The following is a 24486-nucleotide window of genomic DNA, read 5'->3' as shown; positions in this document are numbered from 1 at the left end:
GTCCGAAAACCTAGCCCAATGTCACGACGACCGGCGCATGGTCGCTGGGCTGAGGGTTCTTGCGCGGCGCGCGGTCCACGATGCAGGCGGTGACGCTGGGACGCAAGGCCTCGCTGACCAGGATATGGTCAATGCGCAGGCCCCGGTTCTTCTGGAAACCCAGCATCCGGTAGTCCCACCACGAATAGCTTTTCTCGGGCTGGTCGAACATGCGGAAGGCATCGGTCAGGCCCAGCTGCAGCAGCGCCTGGAAATGCGTGCGCTCTTCCACCGTGTGGTGGATCGTGTCCTTCAGGCCGATGGGATCGTAGGAGTCGCGGTCCTCGGGGGCCACGTTGAAGTCGCCCACCAGCACCAGGCGCGGATGGGCTGCCATCTCGCTTTTCACCCAGTCCTGCAGCGCCTGCAGCCAGCGCATCTTGTAGGCGAACTTGTCGGTGCCCGGCGCCTGTCCATTGACGAAGTAGCCGTTGATCAGGCGCACCGGGCCGCCTTCGGCATCGAGGGTGGCGGCAATGATGCGGGCCTGCTCGTCATCCAGGCCCGGGATATTGCGCACCACGTCGTGCACCGGCGTGCGCGTCAGCCAGGCCACGCCGTTGTAGGTCTTCTGTCCATGGCTGACCGCGTGGTAGCCGGCCTCCTGCAGCGCCTGCAGCGGAAACTTGTCGTCGGTGAGCTTGAGCTCCTGCAGCGCCAGCGCATCGACAGGGTTGGCCTGCAGCCAGGCCAGCACCTGCGGCAGGCGCACGGACAGGGAATTGACGTTCCAGGTGGCGATTTTCATTTGAAGAATGGTCCTTTGATTTGATTGTCGCATCACGGGTGGCAAGGCTACGATCCCGATGCTGATCTGCCTGGAGGAGCTTTTGGGAGGGCACATCAGAACCGTCACACTCCATCGACAAGACTATTCAAGATGATGAACTGGCTCTCACAAGCCGCGCCCTGGCTGGCGCTGCTGGGCGCGATTCCCTTGCTGTATGCGCTCTCGCTGCTGCTGGCCACTTTGAACTGCATGCGCCTGCGCCTGCGTGCTGCGCCCATGGCCGTGGTGGAGCGCCAGGCACTGGAGCCCGAATCACGGGCGGTGCTGGATGCCATGCGGCCGGAGTTGCAAGCCTTGGGCTTCACCTGGTGTGCCAGCCTGCAGGGCACGCATCCGCAGGCCATGGATCCCGACCTTCCTCTGGAGGTGGACTTGTTCGTCCATGCCGACGGGCGGGCCTGGGCGATGGTCCAGGCCGAACAGGCGGGAAGCGCCAGGCATGGCCGCACCGTGGGCTCCGTGACCTGGCTCACATTCTTTGCCGACGGGCGCAATTGGATGGGCTTCAATGGCCTGCCTCAGACAAGCCTGCCTGCGCCGCCCGGCTGGACCTACCTGGACGATGCCCAGCCCGATACCGCATCGGCCTGGGCCGCCTACGCCGAGCGCCTGTCCGGCGACCGGGCTCCCGTGGTCCAGGGCCTTGACCAGGCGGTACAGCGCCTGGATGAGTGGGGCCGGAGCCAAGTCCCTGCACTGGTGGCCCAGGGCCGTGCGCTGCCTGCCGGGCCCGGGTTCTGGCGGCTCAGCTGGCGCGAGTCGCTGCGGCTGGCCTGGCGTGCCTTGCGCCAGGTGCGCAAGGAAGACAGGGCGGTGCCCGCCAGCCCATCTGCCGGTGCATGCCTTCATGGGCCGCAGGTCCGGCAAGTGTCCGAGGCGCTGCGCTTTCGCTACCAGAAAGCCGTGCAGCGCGGGCTGGGCATGGCGCACAAGCGCCACCGCAGTTTCTGGATCACGGCGGCGCTGTTCCTGGCAGCGGGCGCCGTGCTGTTTTCATGGGACATGGCGTGGATGCTTCTGGTGGTGATCGCCGTGCATGAAGGAGGGCATTGGCTGGCCATGCGCTGGGCGGGCTACCAGCGGCAATCCGTCTTCTTCATTCCTGGCCTGGGCGGCATGGCCACCGGAGAAAAGGCGGATGCCACGCCGCTGCAAAAAGTGGGCGTCTATCTGGCCGGTCCCATGCCTGGGCTGTTGCTGGCTGTGGGAGCGCTGGCTGCCGTAGGCTGGGGCCTGCTCCCGCAGCCACCCGCCTGGACCATGCAATTGCTGCTGCTGACCCTGGTCGTCAACGCATTCAACCTGTTGCCCCTCACGCCTTTGGATGGCGGCCGCGTGGTGGAGAGCCTGCTGTTCGCTCGCCTGCCCGCAATGCGGCTGGTGTTTGCACTGGCGGGCATGGCCGCGCTGGGTGGGCTGGCCTGGTTCAGCCGGGACCCCCTGATCTCCATCCTCACCGGCGTGCTGCTGATGGGGCTGCCGTGGCAATGGCGTGTGATGCAACTGGAGCGGGCCGTGCATCGCACCCTGCACACGCTTCCTCAACAGGAGGCATGCCAGGCCCCGGTCAGCGAGGCCGATGCCGTACACCGCGCATTCGGCGTGCTGCAGCAACCCGCTTTTGCGCGCTGGCCCTTTGTCCGGCGCGCGGCCGCTGCAGGCGCACTGCTGCCCTCCTTGCAATCGCGTGCGCCCGGTTGGGCCGAAGGCGCAGCGGGCCTGGCAATCTACCTGGCCTGCCTGCTGCTGCCGGTGGCCATGGTCATGGGCATTCATCAAGCTGCGCCGCAGGGGCGGCAGGTTCTTGCTGCGCTGTGGGATGTGGAGCTGTCTGCCCGCCGTGATTACGTACCGGAGCAGCACCTGGCCGCGATCGAGGCCCGCCTGGCCCAGGCCGACCAACTGCCCCCGTCTGCCCAAGAGCAACGGGTGGAGATCTACCTGGAAGCCGCCGGGGAACTGCAACTCATGGACGACCATCCTCTGGCCGAGGCGCGCGCCAAAGCACTTTACCAATCGGCCTGGGCGATGACGCAGTCCCGGGCACAGAGTGATCTGCAGCGTGCCCTTGCATTGAAAGGCATGGCCGACACGGCGGATACCGCCGAGCAGGCAGCGAATTTGCGCCAGCGACTGGTGGCCGACCTGCAGGACGTGCCAGGCCCTGCACGCCGGGTGCTGGCCAGCGTGCAGGAAGTTCTTGCGTTCTGGGGACCGCCTGATCAGACCGTGGCGCAAAGGCTTGATCGGATGGTGCAAGCCGTGGAGATCCGCCGCGCCGACGCCGATGCGCCGGACGATTTCCTGCTGCTGCACGCGCGCATCAAGCTCGCCCGGTTGCTGGATGCCAGCGGCCACCCAGAAGCGGCGCAAGCCCAGTTGCAGGCCAATGTGATCGCGCTCCAGGCCGCGCTTCAGGCAGCGCCGCAAGCTGCACATGCCGTGACTGCGGATTCGGCTCAGCGCCGTGAATGGAAAATCTTCTCATTGATGCAGGCCGAAACCCTGCATGCTCGGTTCATGGCCGAGCACGGCCAGACTGGCGCTGCCGTGGCACTGGCCCGCCAAAGCGTGGAGCGCACCCCGCCGAAGAAGGCCGGCCACTACGCCTCCCAGGACAGCTGGATCGCCTGGCTCTGGATTGCCATAGGCATGGGTGATGCCGCCGAAGTGCGCCAGGCCCTGGCGCAACAGCTGCCTGCACCCCGTGCATATGCCGAAATCGGAATCGCCCAGGCCCGGCTGGCCGCCGCGCAACTGCTGAACGACGATGCCCTGCGCCTGCAGGCACTGGCCGCGCTGCAGCCGCTGTCCCAGGCGCGCCACGTTGCGCTTTGCAGGCGCCCGCGCGTGGCGCGCGACCTTCATAGCGACTGGCAAAACCTGGAGCGCAGGCTCCAGCACGAGTCTGCGCAGGCCGCAGGACTGTGCCCCTGATAGGTATCGTCGGGGAGGGCGCGCGCATGCCGGCAGCGCAGGGCCAGCTATCCGCAGGCCCTGATGAAACCCAACCGAAAGAGAGAGCGCCGGGCCCTGCCCGCAGCATACGCAAATGCTTGATCTACTCGTCATTCACGCCACGCTGCCCGATGGCCGCCAGGACATGTCCATCGCCTGCCTCGCCACGACCTTCATGGCACCGGGCAGACCTTGAATCAGATTGATCTGATTTCATCTCGGATGAAAGGTGCCTATGATTGAAAATTTACCAAGGAAATGCGGCCTTGGAATTTTTTATTATCCGGAGGTATTCAGGATGCATATATTCATAGGTGCTTTTTGCAGGATAAACAAGGCTGTCACGATATTTATTTTGGCAATGATGGCCACCTCCGCATGGTCCGCATGCGCAATTAAAGATACAAGTGATGGGTCAGGCTATTACAAGTATGTGTTCAGTAATTTCAATCCTCCAGAATTCAATCCCAATGTGGCCAAGAACACGGTGATTTACTCAAAAACCGCTATAGCGGTAATGAGTAATGGGGTTGGCGCTAGATTGATGAATTGTAATCCAATGGTCACGGGCTATATTGTAGGTAAATCTACACCAGTCAATAATATATACCCGACGACAGTCGAAGGTATTGGAATCAGGGTTTCGAATATGTATGGTGCTGCGCCTGTAAGTACTTCGCAGCATTCCGATCACCCCGGATCTTTTGCATATCAGTTTTCCGATGTCAAAGTTGAGTTGATCAAGACCGCAGATGGCGATATCACTGCAGGTGGCGTGCTGGACAGCGATTTCATGTACGAACGCGCGACTGATGCATTTGGCCAGCTTCTCGCTCAATACAGCTTTTCCTCGCCTGTCGTCCTCCGGCCCAGGGTGCCCACCTGTACCCCACAGGCGCCGGAGCCCGTGCGCATGGCCCAGACTGTCACTCAAAAACTCACCTCAATCGGCTCAACCGGTGCTCCCCGCTCCTTCCTCATCTCGTTGTTGTGCAAGGGCGGCATTCCAGGTTCGTTGACCAACGCCTATGTCACCCTGACGGATGTGGCAAATCCTGGAAATATCGGGAATGTTTTGACCCTGTCGAAAACCTCGGTGGCAAAAGGTGTGGGTGTGCAGATCCGCAAGGATGACCAGATACTGGGCTTTGGCCCGGACTCCAATGCCGCCGGCAACAGGAATCAATGGTTTGCAGGGTCTGTTGCCTACGGGCAGGAGCGGTTGGATATCCCGCTGACGGCGCGCTATGTCAAGACCGAAGAGAAAGTGACCATAGGCAGTGCCAATGCGGCGGCGACCTTCACCATCAGCTACCAGTAGTTCCCCCTGATCCCTTGCGCTTTCGGTCTGACCGCTGGCAGGCCATTCAGCGTGGTCAGGCAAGTCTGCGGGTGTGCGGCCATGCCCGCAGAATACGCAGATGCTTGATCTACTCGTCATTCACGCCACGCTGCCCGACGGCCGCCAGGACATGTCCATCGCCGTGCAGGGCGGGCGCATCGTCGAGGTCGCGGCGGGCCTTTCAGCGCCTGCCCACCAGGTGGTCGATGCACAGCACCAGCTGGTGTCGCCTCCCTTCGTCGATCCGCATTTCCACATGGATGCCACGCTGAGCCACGGCCTGCCGCGCGTCAACCGCAGCGGCACGCTGCTGGAGGGCATAGCGCTGTGGGGCGAGCTCAAGCCGCTGCTCACGGCCGAGGCGCTGATCTCGCGCGCGCTGGAGTATTGCGACTGGGCGGCGGCCAAGGGGCTGCAGGCCATCCGCAGCCATGTGGATACCAGCGATGCCCGCCTGCTGGCCGTCGATGCGTTGCTGGAGGTCAAGCGCCAGGTGGCTCCCTATATCGACCTGCAGCTGGTGGCGTTTCCGCAGGACGGCGTGCTGCGCTCGCCCGGCGGCGTCGCCAACCTGCGGCGGGCGCTGGACAAAGGCGTGGACGTGGTGGGTGGCATTCCCCACTTCGAGCGCACCATGGCCGAGGGTGCCGACAGCGTCAGGCTGCTGTGCGAGCTGGCGGCCGAGCGCGGCCTGCTGGTGGACATGCACTGCGACGAGTCCGACGACCCGCTGTCGCGCCACATCGAAACCCTGGCCTTCGAGGCGCAGCGCCTGGGCCTGCAGGGCCGCGTCACGGGCTCGCACTGCACCTCCATGCACAGCATGGACAACTACTACGTGAGCAAGCTGCTGCCGCTGATCGCCGAAAGCGGCGTGGCCGTGATTGCCAATCCGCTGATCAACATCACGCTGCAGGGCCGCCAGGACAGCTATCCCAAGCGCCGCGGCATGACGCGCGTGCCCGAGCTGCTGGCCGCAGGCGTCAACGTGGCCTTCGGCCATGACTGCGTGATGGACCCGTGGTACGGCATGGGCTCGGGCGACATGCTGGAGGTCGCCCACATGGGCCTGCATGTGGCGCAGATGACCGGCCAGGACGGCATGCGCGACTGCTTCGACGCCGTGACCACGCGCGCGGCGCGTGTGATGCACCTTGACTGCTATGGCATCGAGGCCGGCTGCGATGCCAGCTTCGTGCTGCTGCAGGCGCGCGATGCGGCCGAGGCGATACGGCTGCGCGCCACGCGCCTGAAGGTGTTCCGCAAGGGCCGGTTGCTGGCCGAGGCGCCTGCTGCAACGGCTGCGCTGCATCTGCCGGGCCGCCCGGCAAGAATCGACTGGCGGCGCTGAACCGGCGCCGGCCTCAGGCGCCGGCCAGGCTGGCCTCACGCACGATGGTCTGCAGGGCCACCAGGTCCCTGACCACCAGGCCCTGGGCTTCCACGCGAATGCAGGCGTCGCGCTCCATGCGCTTGAGCTCCTGGTTCACGCGCTGGCGCGAGGCGCCCAGCAACTGGGCCAGCTCCTCCTGCACCAGTTGCAGGCCTATGCGCAGCTCGCGCGGGTCGTCCAGCACCTGTGTGCCGTAGCTGCGCGACAGGTGCAGCAGCTGCTTGGCCAGGCGTGCGCGCAGGGGCAGGGTGTTGAGGTCTTCCACCAGCCCGTAGGTCTGGCGTATGCGGTGGGCCTGCAGGCGCAGCAGGGCGTCGTAGAACTCCACATGCGTGGCCAGGATGGCGTGGAAGCTCTCCTTGTCCACGCACAGCAGCGTGATGTCGCCGTGGGCATAGGCATCGCGCGTGCGCGGCTCGTCAAGAAAGGTGGACATGGCGCCGAACCAGGCGCCCGGCTCCACATAGGCCAGCGTGGTCTGCCGACCCGACAGGCTGGTCGAGCTCATGCGCACGGCGCCCTGCGCACAGGCATACCACCTGTGCGGCACATCGCCGCGTGCATAGATCAGTGCCCCGTCCTTGAGCCGCCGGACCGTGGTCTGGCGCAGGATGTCATGGCGCAGCGAGGGCGAAAGGCTGCAGAACCACTGGCCGGAATTGATGGCCTCGCGCTCGGCGGGGGTGAGCATGGGCTCGTGGGTACTCGTTTGCAAACCGCTTGTCTCCAATCGGCCGCAATTTTAGGGCGTGCGGGCCTGCGGATAGGCGTGCAATTGCTCGCGCAGCAACTGCACGAAGCAGTCAGCCCTTTCGGTGGGCGCGTATTGGGGCGGCAGGGCCAGCACCACCTCCACCGCGCAGGCTGGAAGCAGTGGCAGCACACGCAGGTCGCGCGCGAACACCGAGGCCACGTAGGGGTTGACCACGCCCAGCCCCAGTCCCTGTGCAGCCAGGCTGCAGATGGTGGAGGAGTAGGTGGTCTCCATGGTGGAGCCGGCTTCTATGCCCTGCTCCTGCATGGTGCTGCGCAGTTGCAGGTAGATGTCGTCATCGGCGTTGAGCGTCAGCAGCAGCTGGCCCTGCAGATCGCGCACATGCAGCCGCGTGCGCGTGGCCAGCGCATGGTCCGGGTGCATGACGCAGACGGCGCGGCTGCGGTGCAGCACGGTGGCGTCCAGCTCAGGCGTGCTCAGCGCCATGGTGCTGACCACCAGGTCGAAGTGGCCATGCAGCAGGCCCTCACGCAAGGGCGTGGAGCCCAGGGTCTGCAGGCTGATGTGGGTGCCCGGGTAGCGCTGTGCAAAGCTGCGCACCACGGCCGGGATCACGCTCAGGCCCAGGGCCGGCGTGCAGCCTATGCGCAGCGTGCCGGCGCCGGACTGGCGCAGTGCGGCCAGGTCGCGCTCTATGCGTTCGCGCCCCAGGAAATGCTGCTGCACGGTGGCGAACAGTTCCACGGCCTCGGCCGTGGGGCGCAGCCGGCCCTTGTGCATGTCGAACAGCTTGAGCCCTGCGGCCGCCTGCATCTGGGCCAGCAGCCGGCTGACCGAAGGCTGCGTGGTGTGCAGCAGCCGCGCGGCGGCCGTGGTGGTGCCGGTCTGCATGACGGCGCGGAAGGCCTCGATCTCTCGGGAGCTCAGGGGTCTGGACATGGCGGTTCGGTCCTGCTCGGGGTGGCTGGCAATGTATATCTTTTCTGTATAGAGGCCACGGAAAAATGCATTTTTCCAAAGATGCCCCGCTTTCTACACTGGCCTCATTGCATCGTTTGCCCAGGCGCGGCAGCGCCATCGAAAGGATTCCATGATCAAGACAAGCGCAGGCCGCAAAGCCGCCATGCTCGCTGCGGCCATCTCCGCCTCGTTGGCTGGCACGGCACCAGTCGCCGCCATCGCGCAGGATGGCTTTCCCCAGCCGGGGCGCCAGCTGCGCATCATCGTGCCGTTCACTGCAGGCGGCAGCTCTGACGTGCAGGCACGCATGCTGGCCGACCGCCTGAGCCGGCTCTGGGGCCAGCCGGTGGTGGTGGAAAACAAGCCCGGCGCGGGCGGTCATCTGGGAGGCCGATATGTGGCCGATCAGCCGGCCGACGGCTACACGCTGATGGTGGGCTCCATCGGCCTGCATGCCGCCTATGGCGTATACAGCAAGCTGGCCTATGACCCCGCAAAGGATCTGCGCGTGGTGACCGTGCTGGCCGAGATGCCGCATGTGGTGGTGGCCACGCCCAGCCTTGCCGCCAGCAACCTGGCCGAGCTGACGGCGCTGGCCAAAAAGGCGCCTGGCACGGTCAACTTCGGCTCGGCCGGCGTGGGCTCGTCGGTGCACATGATGGGTGAGCTGTACAAGCTGCAGGCGGGCGCGCCCATCGTGCACGTGCCTTATCGCGGCAGCTCGGCCGCGATCAACGACCTGCTGGGCGGCCAGATCCAGCTCATGTTCGAGAACCCGCCCACGGTGCTGTCGCACATACGCGGCGGCAAGCTCAAGGCGCTGGCCGTCACGGGCAGCCAGCGACTGCCGGCCCTGCCGGACGTGCCCACGGCGGCCGAGTCCGGGCTCAAGGACTTTGTGGCCACCTCCTGGACCACTGTGGCCGTCTCCTCCAAGGTGCCCGAGGCCATCGTCAAAAAGCTCAATGACGACATCCGAAAGGTCGTGGCCACACCCGAGTTCCGCAAGGGCCTGCAAGAGCAGGGCATGAGCGCCGTCGCCAACAGCCTGCCTGAGGCGCAATCCTTCGTTGCCCGCGAAAAGCAGCGCTGGGACCGCGTGATCGCCGAAGGCCACATCTCCGCCCAATGAAACGCTCCATGACTTCGAAAACCCCCGCATCCTTCGTCCCCTGCCGCCGCCTGGGCGATGGCCGCCAGCACCACTTTTTCGGCTACTACAACAAGTCCAGCTGGGACCGCAGCAATCGCCTGGTGCTGGCGCAGCAAACGCCGTGGATGGACCAGTACCTCACGCCCCAGGCGCGGGCGTCCATCGGCTACTTCGATACCGAAAACGGCGACCGCTTCCACGCCGTGGGCGAGACCGGCGCCTGGAACTGGCAGATGGGCAGCCAACTGCAGTGGCTTGACGGGCTGGCGGGCCGCCAGCTGATCCACAACGACAGGACGGCAGATTCCGGGGGGCGCTATCCGGGGTTCGGCTCCGTGGTCATCGATGTGGACAGCGGCGAGCGGCGCACCCTGCCCATGCCTGTGTATGTGGTGGCGCCCAGCAGTGCCTGGGCGCTGTGCGTGGACTACCGGCGCCTTTACATCACGCACGAAACCATTGGCTACAGCGAAGAGGGTGGTCCTTTCGCGTTGCCCTTGGCGCCCGAGGACGACGGCATCTGGCGCATGGAGGTCGCGACGGGCGAGGCAAGGCTGCTGGCCAGCTATGCGCGCCTCAAGGCATTTCATCACCGCACATCGATGGACAAGGCCATCCACTGGGTCAGCCATATCGAGGTCAACCCGTCTTCCTCGCGCATTCTTTTCCTGCACCGCTGGACCGAACGCGTCAAGGACGAAACCTGCTTTCTGCACCGCCTCATCACCATGGCGCCTGATGGGTCCGACATGCGCCTGCTCGAATGCTCGGACCATCCGCTGCCCCAGCTGGCCGACGACTTCGACCCGATGGCCGTGGGCACGTTCGACTACGAAAAGTCCGAATACCAGATCTCGCATCCGCTATGGCAGGACGACAGCCACATCATTGTGTGGGGCCCGCATGCCGGGGAGATCCACTATCACCTCTATGACGATGTGGACGGCGGTGACGTGCAGGTGGTGGGCGCAGGCGTGCTGGTGGAGAACGGCCACATGAGCTTCTCGCCCGTGGACACGCGCTGGCTGCTCAGCGACACCTATCCCGACGACCGAACGCACGAGCGCTTCCTTTTCCTGTACGACATGCACACGGGCGAGCGCCACGACCTGGGCAGCTTCTACGCCTCGCCCGATCTCAGCAAGGAAAACCGCTGCGACCTGCACCCGCGCTGGAGCCGTGACGGGCGCCAGGTCTGCATCGACTCCGTGCACGAGCACCAGCGGCAGATGTATGTGCTGGATGTGTCGGGGATCGTGGAGGCTTGACTCGGGTAGTCGGGGGCGCGTGAGCAGCCCCGGCTACAGCGTACGACTCAGCGCGGCTTGCGCATTCGCGTGCGGCGTCCGGCCAGGGCTGCGACGCCCAGCATCAGCGCTGCCAGCGTCCACTGGCCCCATTGCGAAAGCGTGGGAATGGCCGCGGGGCTGCCGCCGGCAGCGGCGGCCAGCACGGCCACGCCACCCGGGTCACTGATGAAGGCGTTCACATCCAGGTCGTCATCGCCGTTCCTGCCGTCCTCAATCGTCAGCGTCACGCTGTTGTCGCTGGCGTTGAACTGCGCGCCGGTGAAGTGATACCAGTGCGGCGTTGCGTTGTCGGACGTGGGGCCGTACTTCCAGTACTGTGCATTGCGGGGCAGATTGTTCGGGAACGTGAGCTTGATGCTCACCGTGGATCCCGGCGCACCGTTGTGGACAGCGAAATCGAACAGGCCCAGCGGGAACTGAAGATTGGCAGGCGGTGCGTCGGCAGGTGACCTGATGTGCCCCTGCAGCGGGATGAAGCCCGCAGTCTGCGCCGGGCCTGTTCCCATGGGTGTGAAGACCCATGGGCTTCCCGCAGCAATCTCTGCTGAGACCGTCGTTCCGCCCACGGTACCGGTGATGGTGCTCAGAGAGTGGGGGGGCAGGGTGATCGTGAAGGTCTGGTTCACGGGCGTTGCCGCGGCGTACTCGGCATCGCCGGCCTGGCTGGCCTGCAGCGTGCAATCTCCCGTGCGCATCAGCCGCAGCGAGGTGCCCGTGACCACACAGGTCTGAGGAGTGAGGCTGCTGAAGCTGATCGGCAGGTTGGAGTTGGTTGCGGCGGCGTTTGCCAGCGACAGGGCCTGGGGGCTCAGATAACGCAGGGACGAGAAATCGAAGGTGATGTTCTGGATTGCCTTGCCGACTGCAATCTGTACCGAGCCGGTGGCCTGTGCATGGTTGGCATCGGCCGCCTTGGTCGCCGTCACCGTGCAGCTGCCTACGGCCGTGCCGGTGACGGTGTTGCCGAACAGCGTGCAGTTGCCAGCGCCTGCCGTCAGCGCCAGCGTGAGCACACCGCTGCCGCTGCCGCCAGTGACGGTGACCGTGCTGGAGTCGCCTTTGGGAATGCTGGCGGGTGATGCCACCACGGACAGGGCCACCTGGCTTGCCTGTGACACCGTCACCGAAGTGCTGGCCGTGGCCTCTTCATGGTCGGCATCCGCTGCCTTGGTGGCCGTGACCGTACAGGTTCCGACACCCAGGCCGGTGAGCGTGGAGCCCGCGATGCTGCAGGGGCCCGCGACGCTCAAGCCGATGGCGCCGGTGCCCGAGCCGCCCGTGGTGCTCAGTTGCGAAATGCCGCCAAAGCTGATGGCTGCAGGACTGGCCTGCACCGACAGTGCTGTCTGTCCAGCCTTGGCCACGATGACGGTGGTGCTGGCGCTGATGGCCTGGTGGTTGATGTCGCCAGCCTTGGTGGCCGTGATGGTGCAACTGCCGGCGCCAATGGCACTCAACTGGTTGCCCGTCACCGCGCAGAACTGGGCACCACCCGTCACGGCGTAGGTGACGGCGCCGCTGCCCGAACCCCCAGTGGTCGCCAGGGTTGCCGTGGCGCCGAAGGTCAGGGTCGAAGGCGTGGACTGCACGCTCAGGGTGACCTGGGCTGCAGGGGTCACGGTCACCACGGTGGTGGCCAGCGTGTCCTGGTAGTTGGCATCGCCCAGCTTGGTGGCGGTCACTGTGCAGGAGCCCGTGCCTTCCGCAGTGAGCGTGTTGCCGTTGACGGAGCAAAAGGCGGCTCCATCCGTGATGGAAAAGCCCACGGCGCCGGACCCTGCGCCGCCACTGGTTGACAGCGCGGCCGTGCTGAAGGCCGCCAGCGTGCTGGGTGTTGCCGTCGCCGTCAGCGCAGGCTGCTGGGCCTTGATCACCGAGATGTCCACGGTGGTCGTGGCGGCCAGGTAGCTGGCGTCTCCCGCCTTGGTCGCCGTCACGGTGCAATCGCCCACAGCCGTGGCTGTGACCGTGTTGCCTGTCAGGGTGCAATAGGCCGCGCCTGCAGTTACGGCGTAGCTGATGGCGCCTGCGCCAGAGCCGCCGTTGGCGCTCAGCGTGGTGGTGCCGGCATAGGGCAGGGTCTGCAGTGCTGCACTTGCCGTCAGTGCAGCCTGCGGGCTCTTGTCATTGGTCAGCGAGAACGAGGTGCTGGCCGCCCCTGCCTGCGCCGTCACGGTATAGCTGCCGGCGAACAGGTTGGCTGTGGCACTCAGCGATGCGATGCCCTGGTCGTTGGTCGTGACCGAGGTTCTTGTGGCAAAGGTGGTGGATGGCCCCGATGCGGCAGGCGCATTGAAGTCCACCATGATGCCGGCAAGCGGCTGGTCGTCGATGTCGGTGACCTTGACCGACAACGGCGTGGCAAAAGGCTGCTGGATGCGGGTGGACTGTTGAGAGCCAGTGAGCACCGCCATGGCCGCAGGTGGGCCGAAAGGATCGATGCGAAATACCAGACCATTCGAAAGGCTCTCGTTTGCGCTGAGGGCGCTGTTCGCAGGGTTGGTCAGGCCGTTGGTGCCCGATGTGGTGGTGGCGCCGCCCACGGAAAGAAGGGTCCTGCCCTGCACATTGGTTGCGGCCAGGCTGCGCATGGCCTCGTTTTCCGAGGTGCCCAGGAACCCTGCATAGTTCCAGTTGTTCGGATCGCTGGTTGCGATGCTGACCAGGAAGCCGTCCTGCTTGCCTCCTGGAGTGGTGGACAGGCCGCTTTGTGCCTTGACGGGAAAGCCTGCGCCATTGCTGGTGCTGCCCGTGGCGAACCACTGCACGCCGTCGCCGGCCAGCCCTTCCACGCTGTCGTAGCCATTGCCACCCAGGTAGGTGGCGTCCAGCACCTGGTCTCCTGATGCATTCAGACGCAGCACAAAGCCGTCCATGCCGGTGCTGCGCGCGGTCTGCGGCCCTAGGCCCTTGCGCAGTCCGCCGTTGTCGGCAGGAAAGTTGTCTGACCCGGTCTCCCCGCCCACGAGCAGTGAGCCGTCATACATCAGGTTCAGTGCCAGTGCACGGTCCGCACCGGCCCCCGAGCCTGTCAGCAGCGTGAAGTAGTCGAAGGCGCTGCCGTCGGCCCGGATCTTGGCGACGAAGCCGTCTGATCCATCGATGGCGCGCGAATTGATTTGTGTCCTGAGGCCCGTGGCGCCCGGCAGTCCCGAGACAGAGTCGGTAGCGCCTGCCACATAGGCCGCGCCGGTGCTGTCCACGGCAATGGCATATCCGATGTCGGCACCGCCGTCGCCGCCGATGTATCCGGCGTACTCCAGCCCGCTGCCTGAAGCGTCGATGCGGGCCACGAAGGCATCCCGCATTTCTGACTGCGCAGGGCCGGAGCCGTGGTTGAGCTGCGGCCCGTTCACGGCAGGAAAGCCTTTGCCTTCCGTGAATCCGGTCACATAGACCCGGCCAAGGGTGTCCAGAGCCAGGGCATTGGCCTGATCGTCACCCGTTCCACCAATCAGGCCCGAATACAGAATGCCGGCACCGTCTGGTGCCAGGCGCATGACGAAGGCATCCCTATCCGTCGTGCTCTTGCTGCGCCGAAAGCGTTGGTTGGCATCTGTGCCAAGCAGGGGGAAGCCGGTGGATTCCGTGCTGCCCGCCAGGTGGATGCGGTTTTGTATGTCCACGGCCAGGCCGTTGCAGGCGTCGTCTTCCGATCCGCCCACATAAGTGACGCTCATGGGGACACCCTTGGGATCGAATCTGACGACGAAGGCATCCTCGCCACCTTTGCTGCTGCCCGCGTTGGGCAGGTCGGACGATTGCGTCACGCCACAGGCGTAGGTGTTGCCGTCGCTGTCTCGCGCCACGGCGTTGACCTGGTCGGCCGAGTTGCCTCCGACCAGGCCCGAGTAGCCGGTCCAGGCCGGATCGATGACCAGCGGCAGGCCTTTGTCATGGCTGCCCAGCTCAAAGCCCACGCGCCAGGTGGTGGCGTCCACCTGCTCCAGCCGATAGCGGGCGGGCACGTCCACGCGGCCATTGCCCCGGGGTTGGTAGACCAGCGGTGCATCGTCGGTGAAAAGGTCGTTGCCTATGCTCCACTGCAGCGCTCCCGTGGGCAGGATGCGTGCATCCGTCGCACCTTCCACGCGCAGCCAGACCTGTGCGGCATCGGCACCAGGAGCCAGTTCAAACTGGTACTTCAGACCGCCGGGCTCGCCCTGGAAAACGGCATCAATGCCGGGCCAGACACTGCGGTAGCCCAAGGCACCGAAGCTGCGCAGGCCCGTGCGCCATTGCGCGGCTTCGCCGACCAGCCAGTGGTAGAGCGTGGGCGAAGGGTGCAGGCCCTGCGGGGCCGACATCGATGCGTTCTCGAAGCTGTAGCGCAGGCGCGAATCCGGGCGCAGGCTCAGGCTCCGGGCCACGCCGGATGCGGCCACCGACCGGCCTTGCACGCCGTTGATCTGGCCGGGCAGGTCGATGCTCATGCCTTGCGCATCGAAACTGATGCGCTTGCCTGCGGCCATGGCGCGAAAGCCGGCACCGGGTATCTCTATGAAGCGGTTGTCCCTGCCGGAGAATTCGCGTTGGACCAGGGGATCGGCCTGGACCCCCGTGATCAGGGCCAACATGGTCAGGGCCGCAATGGAACTGCGCATAGGTGTACTCAGCTCCGTGCGGGGAAGATGCCCTGCAAGGCGATGATGGAGTTCATGACCAGGTAGGGCGGAAGATTGTTGTGTGGCTGGCTGCCGCCCGCAGGTTGAGGGGGAGCCATGGTGACCGCAGAGGTGTTGGAGGCTGGCGCGATGTAGGGGCGCGTCGGTGCGGTGCCCAGGACGGCGCCTGCCGGGCTTGCTACAGCGGGATCCGCAGGCGTGCCCGCTCGGGCCAGATGGCTGTGGACGGGAATTTCCGATGCCTGCAGCGTCACGGTTTCAACACCGCCGGATTCGCCCAGATCGCGCAGTGACAGTCCAGGTCCTTGGCCCGGGTGCATGGGCATGCGGCCCTGCAAGTCGGGAAGCGCGAAGTTGGACTTGCCATCTCCACCATATGCCGTTCCCAGCAGGGAAAACAGCGCCGTGTTCTGAGAAAGCGGTATGAGCTGACCATTGCAAAAGGCCCAGCCCTTGGGTGCGAAGTTGAACCCGCCAAGGCGGATTTCGGCGACGAAGGGATCGGACATGGTCTTCAGGTCGGAGAAGGAAAGAGGCCTTGCATGGCCATGCAAAAGCTCAGTGCCAGATAGGGCGGCATATTGAGGTGTGGCTGGCTGCCGCCCACATTGGCCAACAGGGCGGGCATGGTCGTATTGCCGCTTTGCGCATAGTGGCCGCGCGCCGCTGCAGGCAGGTTGCCGTTGCCCGATGTCGCCTGGCCCGTGGTGCCGGAAGCGGCCATGGCGTGGCTGTGCTGCGGTATCTCTGGCAGGGTCAGGGTGTGGGTTTGCTCGCCTGCTCTCTCTCCCAGCGTATGGCCGGCTCCCATGTGCATGGGCATGCGGCCGCGCAGGTCGGGCAGTGCAAAGTTGGTCTGCCCGTCGCCACCGTAGGTGGTGCCCAGCAGCGAGAACAGTGCCTGGTTCTGGTTGATGGGCAGCAACTGCCCATTGCAAAGAGCCCAGCCTTTGGGGGCGAAGTTGAAGGAGAAGACGCGAACCTCTCCGAGAAAGGGGGTAGACATCAGGTGGGGGAGGGATAGATGCCGAACAGCGAGATGATGAAGTTCACGCAAAGGAAGGGCGGCATATTGGTATGCGGCTGCGACCCTCCTACCGAACTCACCATCGATGCAGCCATGGGCGTGGCGGGGACGCCGTTCACAAAGGCCTTGTGATCCCTGTGCTTGGCAAACACTGCGTCGGCGGGCGAGGCCAGAAAGCCTGTGCCCGAGGACGCGGGAACGCCGTGCGTGTGGGCTGGAATCTGATTGACGGTCAGCGTGACGTCTTCGACTCCAGCGGCCTGAGCCAGCGGGAATCCGTTGCCTGCGTGCAGGGGGATGCGGCCACGCATGTCTGGCAGGGCGAAGGTGCTTTGGCCATCACCGCCGTATGTCGTGCCGATCAGAGTGAAAAGGGTTTCGTATTCCGAGATGGGCATTTGCTGCCCTTCGCAGAACATCCAGCCTGCCGGCGCGAAGTTGCCGGCAAACATGCGGATTTCCCCAACAAAGGGTTGAGCCATGACAGGGTGGGGTTAGTAAACGTTAATAATTGCAAAATAGTTTAGTATGGCAACCTGTTTCGCAGCAAAAATATTTTGCTTCTGTTGCTTGGGCAGGAAGGGCCACGATGAAGACAGGACGCCGTGCTTTCATGCAGGTTGCAGGGGCCTTTCCCGCTGCAGCGGCCGTTTCCGGGATTCCAGTGATCGCCTGTGCGGCTGGCATGGAGTTGCGCCGCAGCCACTTTCAGCCGCTGCTGGGCCATAGCTTCTCGATAGCAGGAGAAGTTTCCGAGTTACGTTTGGTTTCGTTGGCGGCGCTGCCGCACACACTGCATGGCGACCGCTCTTTCAGCGCACTGTTCGAGTTGTCCCGCCCTGGCGCGTTGCTGCAGGACACCTGGGAAATCTCTCATCCGGCTCTGGGAAGCCACGCCGTCTTCCTGAGCCCCAGCGACGCGCGAGGCGGTCTGCTGGAAGCCGTGTTCAACCGCGGCTGAGCGCCGCGGTCCTGCGCATGCGCAGGTAGATGCCTTCCTGGTCCTGCTCGACAAAGCCCAGGCGCTTATACAGGCGCCGGGCTGGATTGTTGGCTTCCACGAACAGCTGCATGTCGCGCCCTTCTTGATCTGCCCAGCCGGCCAGCCATTGCATGAGGGCCGTGCCCAGTCCCTGGCCTTGAACAGCGGCGTCGAGCGAGATGTCCATCACTCCCAACGGCCCGGGTGCGAGATTGAGGTAGAGCCGGCCTATAGGCAGACCTGCCCTCTCGATCACGAAAAACGCGCCGTGTGCGTAGTGCTTGCGGTAGTGCTGGTCCTGCAAAGCGAACTGCGAATCGCAGAAGGCATGCTTTTCGGCTTCGCTCCAGGGCACGGGCGCCAGTTCGGCAGCGCGTACCTGGCGGTACAGGGCGCGGAGAAAAGCGTAGTCGGCTTCTTCGGCCAGGCGCAGCCGCACATCCTCCAGATACAGCGGCGGCAGCTCGGGCACGAACGGCTCAGACGGCATGGGAAAAGCAGGCCTCGTAATCGACATGGCCTGCCGACTGCGCAATGGGCGTGATGAAGATGGCGTAGTCACCGAGCTGCGCATGGCGCACGCGGTAAGTGCGCTGCGGCAGCTGCGGCTGGCGCGGACCGCGAAACACCAGGGAGAACTGCAGCATGCCGGGCGTGTCGGCCGATGTCTGCGTTGCGCTGAGCACTTGCATGTCGATGCCGATGGTGTGCTCGCCTTCGCGCATGAAGAAGCTCATGGTCTGCTGGGCCAGGGGCTGGGCGTCGTTCCAGGACAGGACTCTGGCATACAGCGCGTCGTCCAGTTCGACGTTGGACGGGGACAAAGAGGTTGCGGACATGGGCGGCAGTCTGATCGGTGGGGCTGGCAGGCACAGAGCGGCAGCATAGCCCATGCACAGGCGGCGGTTTCCTTCTGCTGAGACCTCAACTGCCTCAACCCCCCCAGCGCAGCACCAGCGGATCGAGCCGCCGCGCAATGTCCAGCAGCTGGCGGCGCACCTCGGGGTGCATGGGCGGCCAGGGCGCGCGCGGCGCGTCGCAGGCGATCACGCCGCCGGCCTTCATCAGCGCCTTGGCGGCCAGGAAGCCGGCCTGGCGGTTTTCGTGGTTGATCAGGGGCAGCCAGCGCTGGTAGAGGGTGAATGCGGTGTCGGGGTCGCCGTTTCTGTGGGCTTCGATGATGGGGCGTATGCCGTCGGCAAAGCCGCCGCCCGTCATCGATCCCGTCGCGCCGGCCTGCAGGTCGGCCAGCAGGGTGATGGCTTCCTCTCCATCCCAGGGGCCTTCGATGGCCTCGCCGCCCAGGGCGATGAGTTCGCGCAGCTTGCCGGCGGCGCCTGCGGTTTCCATCTTGAAGTAGCAGACCTGCTCGATCTCGCGGGCCATGCGCGCGAGGAAGGCGGGGGACAGCGGCGTGCCTGCGGCGGGCGCGTCCTGCACCATGATGGGAATGGCGATGGCATCGGACACGGCCTGGAAGAAGCCCTGGATCTGGGCCTCGCCGAAGCGGAAGGTGGCGCCGTGGTAGGGCGGCATGACCATCACCATGGCCGCGCCCATGTCCTGCGCGCGGCGGCTTCGCTCGGTGCACACGCGCGATGAGGTGTGCGTGGTGGTGACGATCACGGGAACGCGGCCCGCCACATGCTCCAGCGCCGTGCGCGTGAGGACCTCGCGCTCGTCATCGGCCAGCAGGAACTGCTCGGAGAAGTTGGCCAGGATGCACAGGCCATCCACGCCCGAGTCGATCATGAAATCCAGGCAGCGCTTCTGGCTGGCCAGGTCCAGCGTGCCGTCCTCGTGGAAGGTGGTGGGGACCACGGGGAAGATGCCGCTGTAGCGCGGCCGAGAAATTCCGGGCATGGCGTGCTCCCTCATTCGACGATGCGGAACTGGTCCAGGTACTCGGTCTTGAGCGTGAGGCCCAGGCCCGGCACATCGTCCCTGAGCTGCAGGAAGCCGTTCTCGGCCACGGGCTCGCCGTCGAAGATGTACCAGAACAGCTCGTTGCCCACCTCCACGTCGAAGATGGGGAAGTACTCGGCCATGGGCGAGGCCAGCGTGCTCATGGTCAGGTGGTAGTTGTGCATCTGGCCCGCATGCGGGATCACGGGCACGCTGAACGCCTCGCACAGCGCATTGATCTTGTGCGCCGCCGTGATGCCGCCCACGCGGTTGGTGTCGTACTGCACGACGCTGACGGCCTTTTTGTCCAGCAGCTGCTTGAAGCCGTAGAGGCTGAACTCGTGCTCGCCGCCCGAGATCGGAATGCTGGTGAGCCGGCTGAGTTCGGCATAGCCGTCGATGTCGTCGGCGATCACGGGCTCCTCCAGCCAGCGCGGCTCGAACTTCTCCAGCTTGGGGAGCATGCGCCTGGCGTACTCCAGGTTCCAGCCCATGTAGCACTCCAGCATCAGGTCGCAGTCGTAGCCTATGACCTCGCGCACGGCCTCGACCGAGCGCAGGTTCTCGCGCACGCCTTCCTGCAGATGGGCCGGACCGTAGCCGAAGCGCATCTTGAATGCCTTGAAGCCCTGGTCCAGGAATTTTTGCGCCTCTTCCTGCATGGCCTTGAGGTCGGTGCGGTAGAGCTTGCTGTAGTAGCAGGGAATCCTTTCCTTGGTGCGCCCGCCCAGCAGCTTGAACACAGGCTTGTTCACGCTCTTGCCCAGGATGTCCCAGATGGCCAGGTCCACGGCCGAGATGGCGGCCATGGTCACGCCCTTGCGGCCCCAGGCGTGTGTGGCGCGGTACATGCGCTGCCACAGGTATTCGTAGTCCCAGGGGTCCTGGCCGATGACCAGGGGCGCCAGGTACTCGTCGATGATGGCCTTGGCGATGCGCGGCGCCAGCGCCACGTTGCCCAGGCCGACGATGCCGTCGTCGGTCTCGATCTCCACCACCGTCCAGGAATGGAAGCGGAAGGTGGACATGGTCTCCTGCGGCGCATAGAGCAGGTCCATGGCGTTGGAGCAGAAGTTGCCCTGGGGCGGCACGGTCTTGCCTTGCCATTCGTAGACGCGGGCGCGGACGGATTTGATTTTCATGATGGTGATGGCGAGGGAGTGAAGTCAGTCAGCACAGGCGCGCGGCGCCCATGCGGCAGGCGATCAGGAAGGCCTGCCAGGTGGCCTCCACGCTGGCCCGGCCCTGGCCCGCGATGTCATAGGCCGTGCCGTGGGCCGGCGTGGTGATGGGGATCGGCAGGCCGCCCTGCACGGTCACGCCGCGCGAGAAGCCCAGCAGCTTGATGGCGATCTGGCCCTGGTCGTGGTACATGGTCACGATGGCCTGGTACTCGCCGGCCTGGGCCTTCAGGAAGATGGTGTCGGCCGGGAAGGGGCCGTGGAACGGGTCGGGCGTGGGCCAGTCGCGGGCCTGCAGCGCGCGCACGGCCGGCGCGATGATGTCGATCTCCTCGCGCCCGCAGGTGCCGCCGTCGCCGTTGTGCGGGTTGAAGCCCGCAATCGCCACCTTGGGGGCCGCCATGCCGCTGGCCAGCAGCGCGCGGTAGATCAGCTCGGCCGCCTGCGCGATGCGCTCCTGGCTCAGATAGCCGGCCACGTCCCTGAGCGGCACATGGGACGAAATGCGCGAGGTCCACAGATCGCCCAGCGTGTTGAATTCGCAGAAATAGCCGCTCACACCCAGGTACTCGGCAAAGTGGTGCAGCTCGTCCTCATGGCGCAGGCCGCCCAGCTTCATGGCCTGCTTGTTGAGCGGCGCAAAGCAGATGGCGTCGATCTGGCCGGCCTGGGCCGCGTCCATGCACCGGTCCAGCACCTGCAGCACCGAGCGCCCGCCTGCGGCTTCGGCACGGCCTGGGTGCACGGCATCGGCGGCCACCGTGTCCAGGGCCAGGAAGGCGGGCAGGGCGGTATCGGTGCGGCCACGTGCATGGGCCATGCTGGCGATGGGTGTGGTGGCCACCTGCAGGCCCGCGATGCGCTGGCCCTGCTGCCACAGCCAGGGGTCGCCGGCCAGCACGATGTTGGCCTTTTGCATGGCCTCGGGCCGCGCCAGCAGGCGTGCGATCAGTTCGGCGCCTATGCCGGCGGGATCGCCCAGGGTCAGGGCGACGACGGGAAGTTCGGATGCGGGCATGTGCGGCTCAGTCGATCTTGATGTGGTTCTTGCGGATGATTTCGCCAAAGCGCTGGTACTCGGCGTTGTGCAAGGCGATGAACTCCGCCTGGCCCATGGGCTGCAGCTCGGCGCCCACGGCCTCCAGGCGCGTGCGCGTCTCGGGCAGGGCCAGCACCTTGTTGACCTCGTCGTGCACCCGGGCCTGCACGGCGCGGGGTGTGGCCGCTGGCATGTAGATGCCGTACCAGGCACCTATCTCCACGCCGGGCAGGCCGGCCTCGGCCAGCGTGGGCACCTGGGGCAGTTGGGCGTTGCGCCGGGCCGATGTCACGCCCAGGGCGCGCAGCTTGCCGGCCTTGATCTGGCCGATCACCGAAGGCATGGTGTCGAAGCTCATCTGCACCTGGCCGCTGACCAGGTCCACCAGGGCGGCGGCGCTGCCCTTGTAGGGCACGTGGGTCAGTTCAATGCCGGCCGCGTCCTTGAACATCTCGGCCGCGATGTGCTGGGTGCTGCCCGTGCCGCTGCTGGCGAAGTTGATCCTGCCGGGCTCCTTGCGGGCCAGGGCGACCAGTTCCTGCACCGAGTTGGCGGGCAGATTGTTGCCCACCACCAGCACATTGGGCACTGCGCCCACATAGGCCACCGGCACCAGGTCGCGGTTGCTGTCGTAGCCCAGCTTGAGCAGGTGCGGGGCAATGGCATGGGCCGTGACCACTCCCATCACCATGGTGTGCCCGTCCGTGGACTTGGCCGTCATGTCCACGGCCAGGGTGTTGGAGACGCCGGGGCGGTTTTCCACGATCACCGGCTGGCGCAGCAGCGGCGCCAGCCGGTCGGCCACGGCGCGGGCCATGGCGTCGGTGCCGCCGCCCGGGGCCGAGCCCACAAGCATGCGCACAGGCCGCGTGGGCCAGTCCGGTGGGGTTTGGGCCAGGGCGATGGCGGGCAGCAGGGCAGCTGCGGCCAGCAGCAGGGGGCGGCGTTGCATGTCTTGTCTCCGGTGCTTTTGTTGTGGACCCATGCTAGGCAGATGATTGATTGCCGTAAACTGAAAGTTGCTGATGAATCAATAACCTTGGGTAATCAATTCGCGGGATATTCCTATGGGCTCCATCGACCGCAGGGACAGCACGCCGCAACTGCTCAACCGCCTGCGCATGCGGCAGGTGGCGCTGATGCTGGCCATCGACCAGAAGAGCACGCTGCGCGGCGCCGCAGCCGAGCTGGGACTGAGCCAGCCGGCCGCCACCAAGATGCTGCATGAGCTGGAAAGCGCGCTGGGCCTGCCCCTGTTCGACCGCGTGGGGCGCGGCCTGCAGCTGAACGCGGCGGGCGAGCGCGTGACGGGCTACTTCCGCCACCTGCGCGGCGGCATGGAGGCGCTGAACCGCGAGCTGCAGGAACTGCGCGAGGGCAGCGCGGGGCGGCTGGCCGTGGGCAGCATCATGGCGGCCTCGCCGGGGCGGCTGACACAGGCGCTGCTGGCGCTCAAGCGCCAGTGGCCGCTGCTGTCCATCGAGGTGGCCGTGGACACCAGCGACCGGCTGCTGGCGCAGTTGCAGGACGGCGTGCTGGAGGTGGTGGTGGGCCGGCAGACCGGGCAGGCCGATCCCGCCCATCTGTTCCGCACCATAGATGACGAGGCCCTGTCCATCATCGTGGGCTGCGGCCACCCGCTGGCGCGTGCCCGCAGCGTGGGCTTTGCGCAGCTGCAGGCCCATGGCTGGGTGCTGCAGCCGCCCGGCAGTCCCATGCGCGCACTGATCGACCAGGAATTCCAGGCCCACGGCCTGCCGCTGCCGCGCGGCCTGATCGAGACGGGCTCCATCCTCACCACCATGAACCTGGTGCGCAACTCCGACCTGATCGCCGTGATTCCGCAGGCCGTGGCCCGGGACAGCGCCGCGCACGGCATGGTCCGCATCCTGCCCTATCGCATGCGCCGCAACCTGCAGGCCTACGGCAGCCTGGTGCGCCGCGACCGGCCGCTGAGCCAGGCGGCCGCCAGCTTTCTGGCGCTGCTGCATGGGCAGGAGCCGCCGCCGGCATCCGCGCCCTAGCCGATGTACCGCGCCAGATGCGGGCTGACCCGCTTGCAGTAGCTCTTGCAGACGCGGCGCAGCACCTGGGCGGTGTCGGTGACGCCGGGCGACGGGCTCTTGGGGTACCAGGTGGTGATGCGAAAGGAAGGCGGCGTGGGCAGCTCCAGCTCCACCAGCTCCCCGCTTTCGAGCTGCGGCGCCACCAGCATGCCGTGCATGATGGCGACGCCCAGGCCCTCGCGCACCAGCGAGACCAGGGCCGCGAGCGAGGGCGATCCCGAGATGCGCAGGTCGCTGGAGACCATGCCGCTTTGCACGGCCAGCTGCTGTGCCATGGCCACGGCCTGCTCGTAGGGGCCGGTGCCGCGCATCTGGGTCAGCAATTGCTTGCCCAGCGCCTTGTGCAGTCCATCCTTCCTGGGTACCAGGCCCCGCCTGGCAATCCAGTGCACGGGCACCTCCAGCAGGTTCTCGACCACGGCGAACTGGGGGTCCACGCCGCTGCCGGTGCGCACGATCAGGTCCAGGTCGCGCCGCATCATCTGCTCCGACAGGTGGGTGCTCAGATCGACGGTCAGGTCCAGCTCGATGTGCGGCAGGCTGGTGCCCATCGCCTTGACGAATTCGGGCAGGAAGGTGTGTACCGCCGTCTCCAGCACGCCGACCCGCAGGCGGCAGCCGATGGCGTCGTCGGACCTGGCGGCACGCTCCAGGGTGCGTGTGGCTTCGATGACGGCTTCCGCATGCCGCAGCAAGCGGGCGCCGGCATCGGTGATCTGCAGCGTCTTGCGGTCCCAGTGGAACAGGGTCACGCCCAGGTCCGACTCCAGCCCGCGTATGCGCATGGAGACGGCACCGGGGCTGGCGTGGACCAGTTCGGCCACGCGGCGCACGCTGCCGATGCGTGCCAGCAGCACGAAGGTTTCCAGAAAGCGGATGTTCATGGGTGTCTGCGCGGGCTGCGGTGGCTGTTCAGTTTTTCTGGGAGAGGCTGCGCACAATTCCTGAGTGGACCGGTGGCCTGCTGCTTTTTACATTGGGAGGCATCTCCACTCAATAGA

At 65.7% G+C, this 24486-nt stretch carries 21 protein-coding genes; 7 read left to right on the top strand and 14 right to left on the bottom strand.

Features of this window, described 5'->3' with window-relative positions; genetic code table 11:
- Positions 1-10 precede the first annotated feature (10 nt).
- A complete protein-coding gene (gene xth, locus ACF8O7_RS09745) occupies positions 11-787 on the bottom strand; it encodes an exodeoxyribonuclease III (protein WP_016451300.1) in 777 nt (258 codons plus the stop codon).
- Positions 788-919: 132 nt separating this feature from the next.
- On the opposite strand from xth, the gene ACF8O7_RS09740 reads away from it, so the two are divergent.
- The 3 genes from ACF8O7_RS09740 (at position 920) to ACF8O7_RS09730 (ending at position 6480) form a co-directional block, all read left to right on the top strand.
- Positions 920-3766, top strand: coding sequence for a site-2 protease family protein (locus ACF8O7_RS09740; protein WP_392443249.1), 2847 nt, complete (start codon positions 920-922; stop codon positions 3764-3766).
- A gap of 256 nt (positions 3767-4022) precedes the next feature.
- Entirely contained in the window at positions 4023-5108 is a 1086-nt protein-coding gene (locus ACF8O7_RS09735) for a fimbrial protein (protein ID WP_392443247.1), read from the top strand.
- 100 nt (positions 5109-5208) lie between these two features.
- Positions 5209-6480 (top strand): amidohydrolase family protein, encoded by a 1272-nt coding sequence (locus ACF8O7_RS09730; RefSeq protein WP_034364142.1) that lies wholly within the window; start codon positions 5209-5211, stop codon positions 6478-6480.
- 13 nt (positions 6481-6493) lie between these two features.
- Here the strand turns inward: ACF8O7_RS09730 and ACF8O7_RS09725 are convergent, their stop codons facing one another.
- Together ACF8O7_RS09725 and ACF8O7_RS09720 are read right to left on the bottom strand one after the other, a co-directional pair.
- On the bottom strand, positions 6494-7213 hold the full coding sequence (locus tag ACF8O7_RS09725; RefSeq protein ID WP_392443460.1) for a Crp/Fnr family transcriptional regulator: 720 nt from the start codon (positions 7211-7213) through the stop codon (positions 6494-6496).
- A gap of 51 nt (positions 7214-7264) precedes the next feature.
- Entirely contained in the window at positions 7265-8176 is a 912-nt protein-coding gene (locus ACF8O7_RS09720; protein WP_012206792.1) for a LysR family transcriptional regulator, read from the bottom strand.
- 151 nt (positions 8177-8327) lie between these two features.
- Here ACF8O7_RS09720 and ACF8O7_RS09715 point away from each other — a divergent pair, with 151 nt between their 5' ends.
- Positions 8328-9329 (top strand): tripartite tricarboxylate transporter substrate binding protein, encoded by a 1002-nt coding sequence (locus tag ACF8O7_RS09715; protein ID WP_279494714.1) that lies wholly within the window; start codon positions 8328-8330, stop codon positions 9327-9329.
- Positions 9326-10618 carry a hypothetical protein gene (locus tag ACF8O7_RS09710; protein ID WP_279494716.1) on the top strand — a complete coding sequence of 431 codons (1293 nt, stop codon included), beginning with the start codon at positions 9326-9328 and terminating at the stop codon, positions 10616-10618. The genes ACF8O7_RS09715 and ACF8O7_RS09710 overlap by 4 nt, the downstream gene beginning before the upstream one ends.
- A gap of 47 nt (positions 10619-10665) precedes the next feature.
- Here ACF8O7_RS09710 and ACF8O7_RS09705 read toward each other — a convergent pair whose 3' ends face one another.
- The 4 genes from ACF8O7_RS09705 to ACF8O7_RS09690 are packed head-to-tail and all read right to left on the bottom strand — an operon-like array spanning position 10666 to position 16764.
- Positions 10666-15264, bottom strand: coding sequence for an IPTL-CTERM sorting domain-containing protein (locus ACF8O7_RS09705; protein ID WP_392443242.1), 4599 nt, complete (start codon positions 15262-15264; stop codon positions 10666-10668).
- 8 nt (positions 15265-15272) lie between these two features.
- Positions 15273-15794 carry a phage tail protein gene (locus ACF8O7_RS09700; protein WP_392443239.1) on the bottom strand — a complete coding sequence of 174 codons (522 nt, stop codon included), beginning with the start codon at positions 15792-15794 and terminating at the stop codon, positions 15273-15275.
- Between the two features lie 5 nt (positions 15795-15799).
- Positions 15800-16291 carry a phage tail protein gene (locus tag ACF8O7_RS09695; RefSeq protein WP_034367277.1) on the bottom strand — a complete coding sequence of 164 codons (492 nt, stop codon included), beginning with the start codon at positions 16289-16291 and terminating at the stop codon, positions 15800-15802.
- Positions 16291-16764: a phage tail protein gene (locus ACF8O7_RS09690; RefSeq protein WP_016447529.1), complete on the bottom strand. Its 474-nt coding sequence runs from the start codon at positions 16762-16764 to the stop codon at positions 16291-16293. The genes ACF8O7_RS09695 and ACF8O7_RS09690 overlap by 1 nt, the downstream gene beginning before the upstream one ends.
- 137 nt (positions 16765-16901) lie before the next feature.
- Here ACF8O7_RS09690 and ACF8O7_RS09685 point away from each other — a divergent pair, with 137 nt between their 5' ends.
- Entirely contained in the window at positions 16902-17273 is a 372-nt protein-coding gene (locus tag ACF8O7_RS09685; protein ID WP_026062123.1) for a DUF6916 family protein, read from the top strand.
- On the opposite strand, the gene ACF8O7_RS09680 is transcribed toward ACF8O7_RS09685, so the two are convergent.
- The 6 genes from ACF8O7_RS09680 to ACF8O7_RS09655 form a co-directional block, all read right to left on the bottom strand.
- Positions 17260-17784, bottom strand: a complete 525-nt coding sequence (locus tag ACF8O7_RS09680) for a GNAT family N-acetyltransferase (protein WP_016447527.1) — start codon at positions 17782-17784, stop codon at positions 17260-17262. The two genes, ACF8O7_RS09685 and ACF8O7_RS09680, sit on opposite strands and share 14 nt — an antisense overlap.
- Complete coding sequence (locus ACF8O7_RS09675; protein ID WP_392443236.1) at positions 17774-18133, bottom strand: DUF6916 family protein; 360 nt, start codon at positions 18131-18133, stop codon at positions 17774-17776. Before ACF8O7_RS09675 ends, ACF8O7_RS09680 begins: the two co-directional genes overlap by 11 nt.
- Positions 18134-18227: 94 nt before the next feature.
- Entirely contained in the window at positions 18228-19157 is a 930-nt protein-coding gene (locus ACF8O7_RS09670) for a dihydrodipicolinate synthase family protein (RefSeq protein ID WP_392443233.1), read from the bottom strand.
- Positions 19158-19168: 11 nt separating this feature from the next.
- Positions 19169-20341, bottom strand: a complete 1173-nt coding sequence (locus ACF8O7_RS09665; protein ID WP_123690827.1) for an L-rhamnonate dehydratase — start codon at positions 20339-20341, stop codon at positions 19169-19171.
- A 28-nt stretch (positions 20342-20369) separates the two neighbouring features.
- Positions 20370-21398: a 4-hydroxythreonine-4-phosphate dehydrogenase PdxA gene (locus ACF8O7_RS09660; protein ID WP_392443231.1), complete on the bottom strand. Its 1029-nt coding sequence runs from the start codon at positions 21396-21398 to the stop codon at positions 20370-20372.
- A gap of 7 nt (positions 21399-21405) precedes the next feature.
- Positions 21406-22371 (bottom strand): Bug family tripartite tricarboxylate transporter substrate binding protein, encoded by a 966-nt coding sequence (locus ACF8O7_RS09655; RefSeq protein WP_392443230.1) that lies wholly within the window; start codon positions 22369-22371, stop codon positions 21406-21408.
- A gap of 115 nt (positions 22372-22486) precedes the next feature.
- Between ACF8O7_RS09655 and ACF8O7_RS09650 the strand changes: the two genes are divergently transcribed.
- Positions 22487-23443, top strand: coding sequence for a LysR family transcriptional regulator (locus ACF8O7_RS09650; protein ID WP_392443227.1), 957 nt, complete (start codon positions 22487-22489; stop codon positions 23441-23443).
- Here ACF8O7_RS09650 and ACF8O7_RS09645 read toward each other — a convergent pair.
- Complete coding sequence (locus ACF8O7_RS09645) at positions 23440-24369, bottom strand: LysR family transcriptional regulator (RefSeq protein WP_392443225.1); 930 nt, start codon at positions 24367-24369, stop codon at positions 23440-23442. The two genes, ACF8O7_RS09650 and ACF8O7_RS09645, sit on opposite strands and share 4 nt — an antisense overlap.
- Positions 24370-24486: the final 117 nt, after the last annotated feature.

This window comes from Delftia sp. WSY_16, assembly GCF_043104415.1.
Taxonomy (GTDB): Bacteria; Pseudomonadota; Gammaproteobacteria; order Burkholderiales; family Burkholderiaceae_C; genus Comamonas; species Comamonas tsuruhatensis.
Note: the sequence above shows the minus strand (reverse complement) of the source record. Positions and strands in the feature narration are given on the sequence as shown.